The following is a 15,875-nucleotide window of genomic DNA, read 5'->3' on the forward strand; positions in this document are numbered from 1 at the left end:
GCGAAACAATGACCTCCGCCGAAGCGGAGCGGAAATCGCTCAGAACGAGTTGTCGCTGAGATTGATCTCGCCAAGGGTGCGGAACACCAATTTGCCGCCAATCGTCCAGTCGTTCGCCGTCTCATCATTCGGGTCATACTTGTCCGAATAGGCGATCGAGAAGACCGTGCATTCGTCGGCATAGGAAATCCCGACGCTACGGCGATTGAAGGTATTCGCATCGATGTCGTAGTTGACCGAGCCGAACACCGACCAGTTCTGGTTGACCTTCACGGTCGACGAGCTCGTCAACGTCTGATTGTCGTTGGTGAACGAGTATTCCGGACGGGCATCGACCTGAGTGAAGGTCAGGCTCGTTTCGAAACGATCCTGCGCATAGGTGGCGTTGAGGTCGGTCCGGCGCACGTCGAGCGTCTTCTCGTCGAGGCGGACGCCAGCGCTCAGCGACAGACCGATCGGCAGCTCGAAGCCGGCAGAGGCGACGAAGTCCGAGACATCTGTTTCGAGACCGGAATCGGTGCCTACCGCCAGCAGGTCATCCGTTGCATAGGAGTTCAGGCCCGCCAGATGGTAGGACTGACCGACCACCGCACGCACGCCGATGCCGTTGTCGAAGCTGCCGGTATAGCGCATGCCGACATTCGCACGCGTTCCACCCTCAACGCGGTCGAAGCCCGAGAACTTGTTGCGCGAGAAGAGGTTGCTGGCGTCGAAGACCAGGCTCTGCGAATCTTCGTTCGGCAACTGCCCTGCGAAATCCTCGTCGTTGCGCGCGTAGATCTGCGCGATCGGCTCGATGATGTGGGAGCTGTTTGCCGTCGTGATCAGCCAGGGATAGCGCAGTTCGACACCGGCGGTGAACAGAGCGCGGGCTGGCGCATCATTGGACGTGTAGCCGCCGGTATAATCCGCCGGATTGTCCATCGCGAGACCAAAGACGTCACCGCGTGCGGCGAGCAGTGGGGTGATCTGGAGACCGCCCGGACCGTCGAAGGTTCGCTCCCATTCGAGTTCGCCCGACAGACGGTTCATATTGCCCTTAAGGCCACGATAGAGGTCGTCGCGCCCATCGCCGTTCGTGTCCGCCGCCTCGCTGGAGAAGCGCGACAGCGAGGTGAAGTTCAGCGTGCCCGACAGCTGGCCGCCAGCGACCAGTTCCGGCGCATAGTAGCTGTAGTCGATGACCGGCAGGACGGTCGCCTGCTTCTTCTCGGCGGTGTCGTCCAGATCTGCGTCCTGAACGTCGAAATAATAGCCGCGCATGTCGAAGAAATTACGCTCACCGACACCCGTCAGGTAGACCGTGTTGGTGTTCGTCGAACTGTTCAGTCCCTCGACGCCGTAGGTACGGGCAAAGTTGTTGTCGGTCTGGAACATGACGTCCCAGCCGAAGGACCAGCGAGGATTGATCTTGAAGTCGCCCTTCGAGGCGACGAGACCACGGAAGTCACGTTCGGCGTCGCTCGTGCCGGCCGCGAACTCGTCGGTATTCATCTGGCTGATGCCGGCCAGCCGAAGGTTCGCCTGCCCCTTCTCGAACCGCTGCCGCAGCTCTGCTTCCAGAAGCACGCCCTGGGTGCTGAAACCTGTCGTCGTGATCGTCGCATCACGATCCGGCGCGATGGCGATGTAGTAGGGGACCGAAATGCCGAAGCCGACATTTTCGCCCGAACGGAATTCGGGGAACAGGAAGCCCGTCTTTCGCTTCACGGTGTTATCAGGCACCACGATGAAGGGCAGGGTGGCGATCGAGTGACCGAAGAGCTCGAACCGGGCCTTCTCGAGGCGCACGGTCTGCTTCTTGCCATCCTGAACGACGCGCTCTGCCTTCACCTGCCAGATCGGCGGGCGACCGGGATTTTCGGCGCAGGGCAAACAGGCGGTGTAGACGCCCTTGTGCAGGATCATCTGGTTGCCGCCGACGCGCTCCGCACTTTCGGCGACCAGGCGCGTGTTGTCGGTGGTCTCGACGCGCAGCGCTCTCAGGAAGCCGTCGGAGAAATTGTCGGTAACGTCGAGCGAGTCCGCATAGATGCGGTTACCGGTCGGCTCGACCAGCTCGATATTGCCGGCCGCGGTGACGCGGCCTGTCTTCTGATCATAGACGACCTGCCGAGCGACCATCTGGTAGCCGGCATAATTGATCTGCACCGCACCGTTGGCGACAACGCGCTCTGCATCACGGTCATAAACGAGTTCATTGGCTGCAAGGAGCAGCTTCGCGTCATCAGGGAGTTCACTCGCCGCCGACGGTGAGTCGGTCAGGCTCTGCGCATGCACGAGAGGCGCGGTGAGCGGCAAAGCGCACACAGCGACACTGGTCAGCAGGGCTACTGAAAGCCTCCTGATATTCCCGCGGTCTTTTACCGCCACTAACCATCCTCCTTGTGAAGCAGAATCGTTGCCCCCAGTGCCATCGCTACGACAACTGGGACCCAGGCCGCAACATATGGCGGCATGACGCCGCTGCTTCCGAATGCTCTGACGAGCACTGTGACAACATAAAGCACGAAGCCTGACAATATTCCACCGAGAATCACCGTGCGCGATTGGTTGATACGGCTGAATTTCAGCGAAACGGTTGCCGCGATCAACGTCATGGCGATCATCAGGAATGGCAGCGACAGAAGCGAATGAAGTTGCGTCTCCAGCGCATGCGGCGCGATCCCGAATGAGCGGGCAACTTCAATTTTCTGAAAAAGATCATAAAAAGCAACGCTCTCCGGGTTTGCCAGCCTTTGCTGTACAAACTCCTCGTTGAGGTTCGTCGCAACACGCGCCTCCGCAAGACGGGTCTGGATCTCCCCGGGACGTGTCTCCAGCACGTCGGTAAGCATCCAGTAACCATCTTTCAATTTCGCTGTGCGTGCATCCTGACGCAGGATGATGCGGCCGTCGGAATCGAAATGCAGCAGAACGGCATCGACGAGTAGCGTTCCGTCCTCAAGGACCGCGCGCGCGCCAAGCGCCACATCATTCTCCCCGCTTGATTGACGGAGCCACGGGATCGGCGCGGGTTTGGCGCTGCCTGCAGCTTCGCGCCATTGTGTCTCGATTTCCGTACCCTGTCGCTTGCCCCAGGCTGCGAGCGGATTGATGACCAATGTGGTTGTAAGCCCGATCAGCACGGCACCGATCAGGAAGGGTGCCATGAACTGCCAAACGGAAATGCCGGCGGCACGCGCAACCACCAGTTCCGACTTGCGATTCAGGGCGATCAGCGTCGCCATTCCTACAAATAGCCCGATGAAGGGGACGGTCTGCTGAAGGATCAACGGCAATCTCAGCGCTGTGAGATAGAGGACCCCTGGTACCGAATAGCCAGGAAGACTGTCATATCGTCCCGACGTTTCGGTAAAGTCGATGAGATAGGTGATCGAGACGACACCGAGGAAGAACCAGAGTGTCGTCATCATGTAGCGGCGGAAGAAATAGAGGCCCAGCGTCCAGATCATGAGGCGCCCCCGGTTCCATTGCCGAGACGCTTCTCAGTCGCCGACATAGCCCTCTGCACTAGTGCTGAAAAGGCACGCGGCAGCTTCGGGCGTCGGTTGGTTGCAAGGAAGAATATGGCAGCCGCCCCGCTGCCGAGCGGGATCAGGTACTGTAAAGGAATGTAGGCGCCGGACGTCTCCGCCAGCGAAGTGACGTAATTCGAGGCCCAGAAAATCGCCAGGGACAGGAGAAGCGCCGATGCCATGGGGTGAAGATGCGCTTCACGGTGCGATCTCGCGTCGCCGCACATCATGAGGCTCACGAAAGCGAAGACCAGTGGAAAAAAGGATGCACTAACTCGGCGGTGTAACTCTGCACGATAATCGTTCGGATCCTTAAGATACCGCTCATCCAGCGGATCCGGGTCCATCAGGTAGAAGAGGTCGCGGTCCTTCGCACCGAAGCGGGCCTGGCCGCGCTCCTCCGACAGATCGGACAGGTCAAAGGCATAGCGGTCGAAGCGGATAACCGTCACATCGCCATTCGGTGCCTTTCGCTGCACTTCACCGTCCTGCATGACCAGCGACTTGCCGCTCTCGTCGACCGCGCCTTCGCGAGCGTAGTAGATGAGCTCCGAAGACGGATCACGGGAATCGGCAACCAGCAGGCCCTTCATGGCGCGGCCGGACTGGCGTTCCGAAATCTGGACGAAAAGCCCCGGCTCGATCTGCCGGAAAGTCTTCTCCTCGATCACGGAGGACAAGAGATCCGCATAGGCCGTGGCGATCATGGTCCGGACATTGACGCGCATGGCAGGCTCGATGAAGCCCATCATCACGAAGGAGAACAGGCTGAGCCCTGCTGCAAGCAAGATGAGCGGACGCTGAATGATCCCTCTCGGCGCTCCGGCCGCATCGATGACGGCGAGTTCCGAATCGTTGTTCATCGTCGTCAGCGTATGGGTGATGCCGATGACCAGCGCAAACGGCAGAACCGTCGCCACGATGGTGGGCAGGATCATGGTGGCGAGCACCATGAAGGAGCCGACCGATTGTCCGCTGTCCGTGACGAGGTTGATACGCTGCAACACCTGCGTGGTCCAGATGATCGCCAGCACCGGAAGCAGTGCTGTCGTAAACATCAGGACGACCCGCCGCAGAATGTATTGTTCGAGTATCTTCATAGGGTTCCCTTGCAGGCGCGACACGCAGACGTCGCGCCGAGGATGGGCTTTCTCTACGACGCTTGCGGCGATTTGGCGACCGCCCGAAGGTATTTTCCCCGGCTTGATGAGGCTGTTTTTTGTCCCACCGCGATAAATCGGACACGCTCCGAGGTGGCGCTCGCAATCGGGGGATTGAGACAGGAATATCCGGTCAAACTCTTGCCATCGTTTGCGAAAAGACCATGATCCAGCACGAACTCCCCGAAATGCCAACAAGGTGCCCTTCATGTCGTTGAAACTCGCTGTCTCCTTCGCTCCGACCCATTCTGCAACGGGAGGTCTCGCTATCCTGTTGACGACGTCGGGCGCAGAGATGCCGGCTGGAGCGTCCGAAGCAGATCCGGCAGGCGTTTATGCGCGCGCTGCCAAGGCTGCGAAATTCACCGGAAAGGCGCTTGCCACCCTCGACATCGTCGCGCCACATGGTTCGCCGCTCGATCGCATGGTCGTCATCGGTCTCGGCAAGGGCGATGCCTTGACCGGCCATGATTGGCTGAAGGCCGGCGGTGTTGCGACGGCGGCCCTGAAGGGCGCCGAGAAGGTTGCCATCTACATGGACGTCCCCGGCGTGGAGGTCTCGCCCAAGGCTGCCGCCGATTTCGCCCTCGGCATGCTGCTGCGCGCCTACAAGTTCGACACCTACAAGACCAAGAAGAAGGCGGAGGACGACGAGGAGAAGGGTGACAAGACGGTCAAGGTGACGATCGTCACTGCCCAGGCCGCGGCCGCCAAGAAAGCCTTCGCGGAAACCCAAGCCATTGCAGATGGCGTGACCCTTGCGCGTGATCTCGTCAATGAACCGGCCAATGTTCTCGGTCCGCTCGAATTCGCCGCCAAGGCCAAGGAACTGGAAAAGCTCGGGGTCGAGGTGGAGATCCTGACCGAGAAGGAAATGAAGAAGCTCGGAATGGGCGCGCTGCTCGGCGTGGCACAGGGATCCGTGCGTCCCCCGCGCCTTGTCGTCATGCAGTGGAAAGGCGGAAAGTCGAAGGACAAGCCGATCGCCTTTGTCGGCAAGGGCGTAGTCTTCGATACCGGCGGCATTTCCATCAAGCCTGCTGGTGGCATGGAGGACATGAAGGGTGACATGGGCGGTGCCGCCGCAGTGACCGGTCTCATGCATGTGCTTGCCGCCCGAAAGGCCAAGGTGAACGCGATCGGCATCCTCGGTCTGGTCGAGAACATGCCCGACGGCAACGCCCAGCGTCCGGGGGACATCGTCACCTCCATGTCGGGCCAGACGATCGAAGTGATCAACACCGATGCGGAAGGCCGCCTCGTTCTGTGCGATGCCCTCTGGTATTGCAACGACCGCTTCGAGCCGGCTTTCATGATCAATCTGGCGACGCTGACCGGCGCCATCACGGTCGCGCTTGGCAGCCTGCATGCCGGGCTTTTCTCCAACGACGACGATCTCTCGGAGAAGCTGCTCGCGGCCGGCCTAACAACCAATGAGCGTCTGTGGCGCATGCCGCTCGGCAAGGACTACGACAAGCTGATCGACTCGAAATTCGCCGATATGAAGAACACCGGCGGGCGTCAGGCGGGCTCGATCACAGCTGCCCAGTTCCTGAAGCGCTTCGTCAAGGACACCCCTTGGGCGCATCTAGACATCGCCGGCACCGCCATGGGTTCGCCAAATGACGAGATCAACCAGTCCTGGGGTTCGGGCTATGGTGTGCGACTTCTGGATGAACTGGTACGGGCGAACTACGAATCGTAAGTCTGGAGACGGCGCGCCCGATGGCCGAAGTCCTGTTCTACCATTTGACGGAATCGAAGCTTGAGGACGCGCTCCCGCCGCTCCTGGAAAAGAGCGTCGAACGAGGCTGGAAGGTCGCGGTGCAAACCCGCGACGCGGAGCGGCGTGACGCGCTCGACGCGCATCTGTGGACCTATCGCGAGGAGAGCTTTCTGCCGCACGGGACAGACGAGGGAGCCTCGCCAGACCGGCAGCCGGTCCTGCTCACCGTCGAGCAGGACAATCAGAACAGCGCCAGCGTGCGTTTCCTCGTCGATGGTGCCGAGCCGCCTGCGGATCTCGCTTACGACCGGATCGTCTTCGTCTTCGATGGCTATGACACCGAGCAGGTCGAGGGCGCACGCGCGCAGTGGAAGCGCCTCAAGGGCGAGGGGCACAGCCTGACCTATTGGCAGCAGACACCCGAAGGCCGGTGGGAAAAGAAAGCCTGATCCACGACGCCTACTACTGCGCTCGGGATAAAAGCGTCAGGGCGTAATGATCGTCTTGCGCAAAAAACTGTAGCCCATGGCCGTGCGCCGTGCCATCTCGGCTGAGTTGCCGGCGCCGCCATGTCCGCCCGATCCGTGTTCGTGAAACAGGGGTGTATGCCCTGCTTCTTCCAGCCGGAGCGCGAAGCGTCTGGCATGGGAGGGATGAACCCGGTCGTCATTGCTCGAGCTTTCGATGTAGATCGGCGGGTAGGCTTGCTCCGACGCCGGCTTGACTTGGTGGAGTGGCGAGTAGCTGAGCAGATAGGCGCGGTCTGCCTCATCGTCCGGATTGCCGTATTCGTCCATCCACGCTCGTCCTGCCGGAAACTTATGGAACCGCGTCATGTCGAGCACGGGCACGCGGCACCAGACGGCGCCGAAGTCGTCTGGGTAACGCGTCAGCATGACGCCGGTCAGCAAGCCGCCATTGCTGCCGCCCGTGCAGGCGATCCGCGTGGGTTTCGAATAGCCGCGTTTCACGAGGTCGCGGGCGATGGCGACGAAGTCCTCGTAGGCCTTGTGACGACCGTGTCGCTTCACCGGTGTATGCCATTGCGGCCCGAGCTCAGAGCCACCGCGGATATAGGCCTGAACATAAGCGCCACCCTGTTCGAGGAAGCGACCCGTGGTGCCGGAATAGTGCGGAGCAAGCGAGGCGGCAAAACCGCCGTACCCGTAGATCAGCACGGGCAATTCGCCCTCCGTCCAGGTTTTCGGCAGCACGAGATGGTAGGGCACCTTGGTGCCGTCTTCTGATGTGGCTTCCAGCAGAAGGCTCGTCATCCCCTCTGCATCGAAAAAGGCAGGTGAAGTGTCTTCTGCCACAAGAACGGGCGGCGTAGACACGGGCCGCCGCGCCTCGTCGGACAGCGAGAGGGTGTAGCGCGTCGGGGGCTTGAGAAAACCGGAGCCGATGACGGAGAGCGTATCGTCGCCCAGATGCAGGTCGGCATAGAGCGGCGTGAAGTAGAGTGCTTCAATCCCGTCCGGCAGGGAAATCCGCTGCGGCTCAGCGTCGGCCTTGGTCAGATCGAGCACGTAAAGCGATGGCGAAAGGCGGTCGTCCACCGAGTAGACCGCAAAATTCCGCAGGAGCGAGAAATGATGCACGGCTCGCCCCGGTGCCGGCTCCACGAGAATGCGCCGCTCGGTCCCCAGCGGTTGATCGCCGAAAGGTGTCAGCGCCTGAAGCACAAGGCTGCCGGACGGAACCTGTTCGTCTGTCTTGGCAAGCCAGAGAATATGGCTGTGATTGATGTCGAAGCCGATTTCCCGCGGCAAAGGCAGGCGGCGCGGAATGCCATCCCCATTCTCGATGTTGAGGCTGAGCTTGCCGATCTCGTGGTTCTCCATGAAGACACGGAACTGCTGCGTCTCCGGGCCCTCGTGGCCGCCGAGCGCCGGATCGATGACGAAGCCGTAGCCGGTGACATCGGTCGAGGCTGCTTCGAACAAGATGTCCGCTTTTGCCGGCTCCTCGCCGCGCCGCAGTCGCCGTCCGACCCTTGGCCAACCAGACTGGGTGGCTGAAAAGGTGTCGATGGAGCCAAAGTAGAGGATCTCGTCACGGCTGAGCCAGGACGCCTGTGCTCGCACCGCCGGCGTATCGAAGCCGCCATCGACCACCTGTTTTGCTTCCAGATCGAATTCGAGAAAGCGGGTGAGGTCGGATCCGCCGTCAGACAGGCGCAGCAGGACCCGCGTCGGCTCGAAGGGGCAGGTGACGGAGCCGCCGAAGATCCAGCGTTTTCCGTCTCGCGCACAGAAGGCGTCGAGATCGAAGACCGTCTCCCAGGGAGCATCGGGACGTGGGGTATGTGTTGCGGGCAGCCGGCGCAGAACCCCGAGCGGGTTCTCGCGCGAACGGTTGAAGTCGAACAGCCAGTTTCCGCGACGTGTCGGCACGATCAGCCTGTCCTGGCGCTCCATCATGGCCTGCAGCGCTTCGGCATCGGCCTGCATTTCGGGCGTCGCGAGGCTCTCTTCGGAAAGGCGGTTTCGCTCTGAGACAAAGGCCAGGGTGCGCGGATCGTCATCCTTTTCGAGAAAGAGATCCATGCTGCTACTCCTGTTGTGTCTTACAATTGCGATCAGGCGAGGTCGGTGCGGCTGAAATCGGTGCCCACATAGAGAAGGGCCGCCCCGGATGCCTTGGCCCCTGCATAGGAAAAGCAGTCGCCGAAATTGAGGCGAGCGGGGTGACGAACCTTGCCATAACGCGAGAAGGCATCGAGCGCGGCCAATGCGGTGTCGCGGGTGGCCGGGATGACCTCGGCGTTGAGTTCGGTGAGGAACTCCATGATGAGGCTCGTCGCCTCATCCACAGCAATCTGACGCCTGCCAGCCAATACGGTGGTCGCTTCAAAGATCACAGTCGGCGAAACGAAGAATTGTGTACCCGAATTGGACAGGCAGGCAGCGATCCGTTCGTATTCCGGTCCTTCGAGAAAATATTCGATGATAGCCGAGGCATCGAGGAACATCAGGTATCGCCCCACATCTCGTCGAGAAACGCCTCTTGATCGAAGTCGGGATCGTCGCTCCCCATGGCTTGGTAGCGCTGTTTGATCTTCTCCAGGCGCTCGGCGAGCGGGGGGCGCTGCTCGTCCGCTTCCACGACGCGCTCGAGCGCCTGGCGGATCGCATCCGTCTTGGTCGGGGCTTTCAAGATCTTCTGCGCCTGTTCGGCGAGTTGGTTCACTCGTTCATCACGCACATATGGTGGCATGGCGTCACCTCGTGAATATACGCTGTCAAGATAGTGTATATCCAGAGGTTCAACAAGGAAGGCCGGCTTCAGCCGGCCATGCCCTCTTCATATTCGGCGGAAAGCTCCAGCCACTGCTCTTCCGCAGCCGAAAGCTTGGCCGCCGCTTCGCCGCGCTGCTTGGCCTTTTCCGCCGCCTTGGCCGGCGCCTTCTCGTAGAGCGCAGGGTCGGCGAGCTCCTTATCCAGAGCCTGAATCAAAGTCTCCAGCTTCTTCGTCAAGGCCTCGACTTCATTGATCTTTTTCTTCAGCGGCGCAAGGCTCGCCCGCTTGTCGGCAGCCGCCTTGCGCTGTTCGGCCTTGTTGACGGTATCGGAGCCGCCATCGCCCTTGTCCTTCTCCGCCGGCTTCTTGCCAGAGGCAATGATGAGCGAGCGGTACTCTTCCATGTCGCCGTCAAAGCTGGTCACGGTGCCGTTGTTGACGAGCCACAGGCGGTCGACAGTCGCCTCTATCAGGTGGCGATCGTGGGAAATCAGGATGACTGCGCCTTCGTAGTCGTTCAGCGCCTCGATCAGTGCCTTGCGGCTGTCGATGTCGAGATGGTTGGTCGGCTCGTCGAGAATCAGAAGGTTCGGCGCATGGAAGGCGGCAAGCCCCATGAGCAGGCGCGCCTTCTCGCCGCCGGAGAGATCCTTCGCGGCCGTCTCCATCTTCTCCGTCGCCAGTCCCATCTGCGCGACCCGGGCGCGCACCTTGGCTTCCGGCTCCAGCGGCATCAGCCGGCGCACATGGGCGACCGGGCTCTCATTGGGGACCAGGTCATCGAGCTGGTGCTGGGCGAAAAAGCCGATCTTCAGGCTCGGCGCGGTCTTCAGCTGTCCGCCCTGCGCCTCCAGACGCCCCGAAATGAACTTGGCGAAGGTGGACTTGCCGTTGCCGTTCGAACCAAGCAGCGCGATCCGATCGTCGTTGTCGATGCGCAGGTTGAGGTTCTTCAGGATCGGCTTGCCCGGCTCATAGCCGACCACGCCACCGGAAATCGCAACGATGGGGGAGGCGGGCTGCTTCTCCGGTTTGGGGAAGGTGATCGGATGGACATGGTCCTCGATGACGGCAGCAACCGTTCCCATGCGCTCGAGCGCCTTGATGCGGCTTTGCGCCTGCTTGGCCTTGGTCGCCTTGGCGCGGAAGCGGTCGATGAAGCTCTGCAGATGTTTGCGTGCGGCGTCGTTCTTCGCCTTCGCCTTCATCTGCAATTCGTCGTTTTCGGCCTTCTGACGCTCGAAACTGTCATAGCCGCCGCGATAGAAGGTCAGCTTCTTCTGGTCGAGGTGGATGATCGAGTTGACCGCAGTGTTCAGGAGGTCGCGGTCATGGCTGATGATGATGACCGTGTGCGGATAGCGGCGCACATAGTCTTCCAGCCACAGCGTGCCTTCGAGGTCGAGATAGTTGGTCGGTTCGTCGAGCAGCAGCAGGTCCGGCTCGGCAAACAGCACCGAAGCCAGCGCCACGCGCATGCGCCAGCCGCCGGAAAAGGACGAGGCAGGGCGCAGCTGCGCCTCGTGGTCGAAACCGAGACCAGACAGGATCGTCGCCGCGCGCGCTTCCGCCGAATGCGCTCCGATGTCGGCAAGCCGCGTCTGGATTTCAGCGATGCGATGGGGATCGGTCGCCGTCTCTGCTTCCGCAAGCAGGGCTGCCCGCTCCTTGTCGGCGGCAAGCACGATCGAGATCAGCGAGTCTTCCGTTCCCGGCGCCTCCTGTGCGACCTGGCCGATGCGCGCATTCTTCGGGATCGAGACCGAGCCGCTTTCGGATCCGAGATCGCCGGTGATGATGCGAAACAGGGTGGACTTGCCCGCCCCGTTCTTGCCGACGAGGCCGGCCTTGGTGCCGGCCGGCAGCGAGACGCTGGCATGGTCGATGAGCAGGCGTCCGGCGACGCGGGCGGAGATGTCGGTGATCGTGATCATGGCACTGGCTTTTGGCCGATGTCACGACCAAAGGCAAGCGGCCGGCCGGAGGGGAAGCGCTTAGGCGACCTGTCGCGGTCCGGGCTTGTAGCCGATGATCGGCTGGCGCGGATTCTGTCGGGCGAGCATGGTTGCCGTCTTGGCGATCGCGAGCCATGCGGTGGGATCTGCCGCCTCATGCGCCATGGCATGACCGATGGCGAGCGGCAGGCCGCCGACCTCATGGGATGTCTCTGAAGCAAAGACGAGATTGTTTTCTGCCGTCGTGAACAGCCGTTCGGCGATGATATGCGCTTCGTCGGCATTGATGCCTTCGAAGACGAAGGCGAAGGTATCCGCCTCGATCCGGGCGATGACATCATTCTTCTTGATTGCCTTGCGGAAGATCCCGGCGAGCCCTTTCACGAGCTTGCTGACGGCTTCGTCACCATACTGGTGCTGCAGACCGGGCAGATCGATGATCTCGATCAGGACGAGGGCTGCCGGATGCGCGGGCGACGCTTCGGCATGCAGGTCGTCGAGCGTCTGGAAGAGACTGATGCGGTTGGGGAGCCCGGTCAGCCGATCCTTAGTCATCATCGCCTGGGCGGCACGAAGGGCGCGGTCCGCGCGTTCGAGATCCTCCAGGCCCTCCTTCACGCTTGTGGTGAGTTCGGTCTCCGAGCGCACCATGGCGCTGCCGATCGAGGCGAGCATTTCGAGCTCACCCAGCAGCTGGTCGACGCCGATGGTCATGTCGTCGCGGATGGAGCGGATGACGGCTTCGACGGAATTGGTGAAAGCACGCTTCTGGCTGAGCCCGAGGGAAAGCTGATCACTGACCCGCGACAGCGTCTTGACCGTCTCCGCCTGGAGATGCGTCGCCGTCATCCCGCAATGACCGGGGAGGCGATACCTGAGTCCGAGCTGGTCGAGTGCGGACTGTGAGGGGCGCGCACCAAGTGCAGAAAGGTCCCGGGCGAGATCCGGACTGCCGCCGGTCATGGCCTCGTACACCAGCTCGAAGTTTCGCGGCAGACCCGCGATCTGATGCTTCAGCATGAAGACCGAGATCTTCTGAAGGTCGTCACCCGCTCCCGTCTGATGTGTGTTTTGCATGCCCGATCCCGTCCCCATGGCGTTTGGCCGGCAGTCTTGCGGAGACGGTTGCAAATTTCGTTAAACTCGCCCCGAACTCCGGACGCGTGGTTAGCCGGTGGTGAACGGGCAGAGCGTTTCCGTCATAGCCATTGCTTCCCTTCGCTGCGCACGAAGTAAATCAGATCCAGGCTGAGGCTCGATTTGCCCATGCCGGTCAGCCCCGCATGAATTTGTCCGCGGTGATGGGTCTGGTGGTTGAAGAAATGGGTGAGGGCAGGCCAGAGTTTGTGGGAAACGAGCTCCGGTGACGTCACCGGTGTGTAGCTGAAGCTCGCCTCGAGCTGATCGGGCGTGAGGCTGTCGATAAAGTCGATGATCCGCGCATCTTCCTGAACGCGCGCGGCATGCAGCTCCGGCAACGTCGCGTAAGGCTTCTCGTCGAGCGTCTTCGGCTTGGGTCCTTCGCCAGTGAAGCGGTTTAGCCAGACGCGGTCGGCAACCAGGATATGGCTGAGGGTGGCGAAGACCGAGCCGAAGAAGGCGCCGGTATCGCGGTGCAACTCGTCTTCGGAGAGCTCGGTGACGGCGGCATAAAGCAGTCTGTTGGCCCAGGCATTGTAGGCGGCGAGCATCTGGTAGTTCTGCATGGCGAAGCTCCTGATGGTGGTTCCCGGCCACTCTAGCGGCCTTTGACCCCAATGTGGGTTATCGGTTCCATGAAAAATGCTGATTTGCATCTTGCGCAAGGATCGGTTTGTCTGTCGCGAACCAGGAGAAACCGATGACGATTACGCTTTATTCGCTGTGCGGCGCCGATGCGGCCCGTCCCTTTTCGCCACACTGCTGGAAAGTGGTGATGGCGCTGCATCACAAGGGGCTGGCTTTTGAAGAGCGTCCGCTGGCCTTCACGGCCATTCCAACCACCGAGAACGGCTTCTCGAAGACGGTGCCCTTCATCCGGGACGGACAGGAACTCATCTCGGACAGCTTCCGCATCGCGCAGTATCTGGACGAGCACTATCCGGACGAACCGAGCCTGTTTGGCGGGCAGGGCGGTGTTGCCGCCGCGCGTTTCGTCGAGGGCTATTCGCAGCAGGTCGTCCACGGCGTGGTATCGCGGATCGCGCTCTCCGATATCCATGCCATGCTCGCCCCGACCGATCAGGACTATTTCCGCAAGAGCCGAGAAGAAAGGCTCGGGCGCACCCTGGAGGAAGTCGCTGCCGGCCGCGATGCAGCCATCGCCGCTCTGCCTGCCGCCCTCCAGCCATTGCGCCACATGCTGGGCCACCAGCCCTTCATCGGCGGAGCCACACCGCTTTTTGCCGACTACATCGTCTTCGGCGCGCTGCAGTGGCTGAAGATCACCACAGGCTCGATCCATCTTCCGGCGGATGACCCCGTCACCCGCTGGTTCGATCGCTGCCTCGATCTCTACGAAGGCGTGGGGCGAGCAGTCGCCTGAGCCCTCGAATTCGGTCGATTGTGACGTCGTCGTGAAATTGTCGAACCCCTCTTGTCTTCGTGATTCGGGGCGGGTAGATACCGCCCACTTTCCCTGACAGACAAAAGGATGAGACTGATGGCGATTGAACGCACCTTCTCGATGATCAAGCCCGATGCCACCAAGCGCAACCTGACCGGCGCCATCACCAAGGTCTTCGAAGACAACGGCCTGCGTGTCGTCGCTTCCAAGCGCGTATGGATGTCGAAGCGCGAAGCCGAAGGCTTCTACGCCGTTCACAAGGAACGCCCCTTCTTCGGCGAACTGGTTGAAGGCATGACCTCGGGCCCGACCGTCGTTCAGGTTCTCGAAGGCGAAAACGCCATCCTCAAGAACCGCGAGATCATGGGCGCCACCAACCCGGCCAATGCCGATGAAGGCACCATCCGCAAGATGTTCGCTCTCTCGATCGGCGAAAACTCGGTTCACGGTTCGGATGCTCCGGAAACCGCTGCCCAGGAAATCAAGTACTGGTTCGCCGACACCGAGATCGTCGGCTGAATCAAGTCCTGAGGCTTCTGCCTCAAGGCGTTGAATGAGTTGAAGAACCGGAGCTGAAAGGCTCCGGTTTTTTCTTGCGATCTGCTCCGTCTGCCCGTCCGGATCAGACGCCGGGGCAGGTCTTGTCCTTCGCGTAATCCACCGCGCTATCGGTACGATAGACCTCCGGGTTCGGGGTGTAGACTGGGCCGACGACAAGCGCTTTGCCGGGCATGATCGTCTGGTCGAGGCTCGAGGTCAGCGTCGTCTCGATGGTCTGCAGGACCTTGTCGCGGCCATCGAGGATCCGGATCGAGATCGCATAAGGTCGGCCCTTCACCACGCAGTGCACCGGCGGGCTTTCGAGCGAGACCTTGTCCCAGAAGGAAAAGATCTTGCTTCGGGTCACCAGCGGCGGCCCACCGGCAGGGTTTTCGAATGTCGTCTCGACGAAGCTCGGTTCGGGCAGAGGTCCATTGCGGGCAAGCGTCACGACATAGGTCGCCTCCGCCACGCGGTAGTTGAAGATGAAGACCTTGCCCGAAAGCTTGAGCGGCTCGTCGAGATCCTCCCTTTGGCAGCCGGTCATGCCGAAAAGCCCGATAACAAGGGCAGCACCGATCGAGATCGCCTTCATGGCGAGGCCTCCTTCTTCCTGCGATGATAGTGACGGTTCGCCTTGACCCGGTTGCCGCAGACGGCCATGTCGCACCACGTACGACTGCGGTTCTTGCTGCGATCCATGAAGAGCCAGCCGCAATTGCCGCAGATCTTCATGCGCTCGGGCTGCGGTTCGCAGATCAGGCCCAGGGCGGACTTGGCCGTAGCAGCCTCCAAGCTGTCGTCGTCGGGGGCGGCTCGGAGTGCCATGGCGGTCGCCTCCAGAAGGTCCGCCAACTGTGTGCGGCTTTCTTGGCCAAGCACCCGATCTCGGAAATAGCCGTCGATCGCCTCCCGCAGATGCAGGAAGAGCGCCTCATTGCCGCGGCCAACCGGCCTCAGTGCGCCAAACCGTGTCCGCTCCGCAGACAACCGGCTCGCGGCCTCGGGAAAGGCGGCGAGTTGCTCCGGCACGGCGAACCGGTCGCGCCGCCCGTCCGGCGAGTGCCGCAGGATCACGCTGTTGGCCACATCAAGGGCCAGGGCGCCACCGGCGAAGCGGTGAGGGGTCCATGTAAAGGTCATGGCTCAATATAACTGGTAAAAAGCATTTTGACAGTTATAAATACG

Annotated in this window: 15 protein-coding genes; 4 read left to right on the top strand and 11 right to left on the bottom strand. The window is 61.3% G+C overall.

The window, feature by feature from the left end; genetic code table 11:
- Window positions 1–39 precede the first annotated feature (39 nt).
- From M1E12_RS04955 to M1E12_RS04965, 3 genes are read right to left on the bottom strand one after another with little or no spacing between them, the layout of a single operon-like run.
- On the bottom strand, window positions 40–2,373 hold the full coding sequence (locus M1E12_RS04955) for an LPS-assembly protein LptD (protein ID WP_479563946.1): 2,334 nt from the start codon (window positions 2,371–2,373) through the stop codon (window positions 40–42).
- On the bottom strand, window positions 2,373–3,455 hold the full coding sequence (gene lptG, locus M1E12_RS04960; RefSeq protein ID WP_479563947.1) for an LPS export ABC transporter permease LptG: 1,083 nt from the start codon (window positions 3,453–3,455) through the stop codon (window positions 2,373–2,375). The genes M1E12_RS04955 and lptG overlap by 1 nt, the downstream gene beginning before the upstream one ends.
- Window positions 3,452–4,618: an LptF/LptG family permease gene (locus M1E12_RS04965; protein WP_479564830.1), complete on the bottom strand. Its 1,167-nt coding sequence runs from the start codon at window positions 4,616–4,618 to the stop codon at window positions 3,452–3,454. Before M1E12_RS04965 ends, lptG begins: the two co-directional genes overlap by 4 nt.
- A gap of 268 nt (window positions 4,619–4,886) precedes the next feature.
- On the opposite strand from M1E12_RS04965, the gene M1E12_RS04970 reads away from it, so the two are divergent.
- Complete coding sequence (locus M1E12_RS04970; protein ID WP_479563948.1) at window positions 4,887–6,383, top strand: leucyl aminopeptidase; 1,497 nt, start codon at window positions 4,887–4,889, stop codon at window positions 6,381–6,383.
- Window positions 6,384–6,403: 20 nt separating this feature from the next.
- Window positions 6,404–6,853 (top strand): DNA polymerase III subunit chi, encoded by a 450-nt coding sequence (locus M1E12_RS04975; protein WP_136538819.1) that lies wholly within the window; start codon window positions 6,404–6,406, stop codon window positions 6,851–6,853.
- 36 nt (window positions 6,854–6,889) lie between these two features.
- Here M1E12_RS04975 and M1E12_RS04980 read toward each other — a convergent pair whose 3' ends face one another.
- The 6 genes from M1E12_RS04980 to M1E12_RS05005 form a co-directional block, all read right to left on the bottom strand.
- Window positions 6,890–8,953 carry a prolyl oligopeptidase family serine peptidase gene (locus M1E12_RS04980; protein WP_479563949.1) on the bottom strand — a complete coding sequence of 688 codons (2,064 nt, stop codon included), beginning with the start codon at window positions 8,951–8,953 and terminating at the stop codon, window positions 6,890–6,892.
- Window positions 8,954–8,985: 32 nt separating this feature from the next.
- Complete coding sequence (locus tag M1E12_RS04985; protein WP_479563950.1) at window positions 8,986–9,378, bottom strand: type II toxin-antitoxin system VapC family toxin; 393 nt, start codon at window positions 9,376–9,378, stop codon at window positions 8,986–8,988.
- Window positions 9,378–9,623: a type II toxin-antitoxin system VapB family antitoxin gene (locus M1E12_RS04990; protein ID WP_479563951.1), complete on the bottom strand. Its 246-nt coding sequence runs from the start codon at window positions 9,621–9,623 to the stop codon at window positions 9,378–9,380. The genes M1E12_RS04985 and M1E12_RS04990 overlap by 1 nt, the downstream gene beginning before the upstream one ends.
- 68 nt (window positions 9,624–9,691) lie before the next feature.
- On the bottom strand, window positions 9,692–11,581 hold the full coding sequence (locus tag M1E12_RS04995) for an ABC-F family ATP-binding cassette domain-containing protein (RefSeq protein WP_479563952.1): 1,890 nt from the start codon (window positions 11,579–11,581) through the stop codon (window positions 9,692–9,694).
- A 60-nt stretch (window positions 11,582–11,641) separates the two neighbouring features.
- The gene (locus M1E12_RS05000) at window positions 11,642–12,679 is read right to left on the bottom strand and encodes a GGDEF domain-containing protein (RefSeq protein ID WP_479563953.1); all 1,038 of its coding nucleotides are present in this window, start codon (window positions 12,677–12,679) and stop codon (window positions 11,642–11,644) included.
- 122 nt (window positions 12,680–12,801) lie between these two features.
- On the bottom strand, window positions 12,802–13,308 hold the full coding sequence (locus M1E12_RS05005; RefSeq protein WP_479563954.1) for a DinB family protein: 507 nt from the start codon (window positions 13,306–13,308) through the stop codon (window positions 12,802–12,804).
- A 134-nt stretch (window positions 13,309–13,442) separates the two neighbouring features.
- On the opposite strand from M1E12_RS05005, the gene M1E12_RS05010 reads away from it, so the two are divergent.
- Together M1E12_RS05010 and ndk are read left to right on the top strand one after the other, a co-directional pair.
- Complete coding sequence (locus M1E12_RS05010) at window positions 13,443–14,126, top strand: glutathione S-transferase family protein (protein ID WP_479563955.1); 684 nt, start codon at window positions 13,443–13,445, stop codon at window positions 14,124–14,126.
- A 117-nt stretch (window positions 14,127–14,243) separates the two neighbouring features.
- Window positions 14,244–14,666: a nucleoside-diphosphate kinase gene (gene ndk, locus M1E12_RS05015; RefSeq protein WP_113459297.1), complete on the top strand. Its 423-nt coding sequence runs from the start codon at window positions 14,244–14,246 to the stop codon at window positions 14,664–14,666.
- Between the two features lie 103 nt (window positions 14,667–14,769).
- On the opposite strand, the gene M1E12_RS05020 is transcribed toward ndk, so the two are convergent.
- Window positions 14,770–15,282, bottom strand: coding sequence for a hypothetical protein (locus tag M1E12_RS05020; RefSeq protein ID WP_479563956.1), 513 nt, complete (start codon window positions 15,280–15,282; stop codon window positions 14,770–14,772).
- Window positions 15,279–15,830, bottom strand: coding sequence for a CGNR zinc finger domain-containing protein (locus tag M1E12_RS05025; protein ID WP_479563957.1), 552 nt, complete (start codon window positions 15,828–15,830; stop codon window positions 15,279–15,281). Before M1E12_RS05025 ends, M1E12_RS05020 begins: the two co-directional genes overlap by 4 nt.
- Window positions 15,831–15,875: the final 45 nt, after the last annotated feature.

This window comes from Rhizobium sp. K33 (assembly GCF_056501445.1).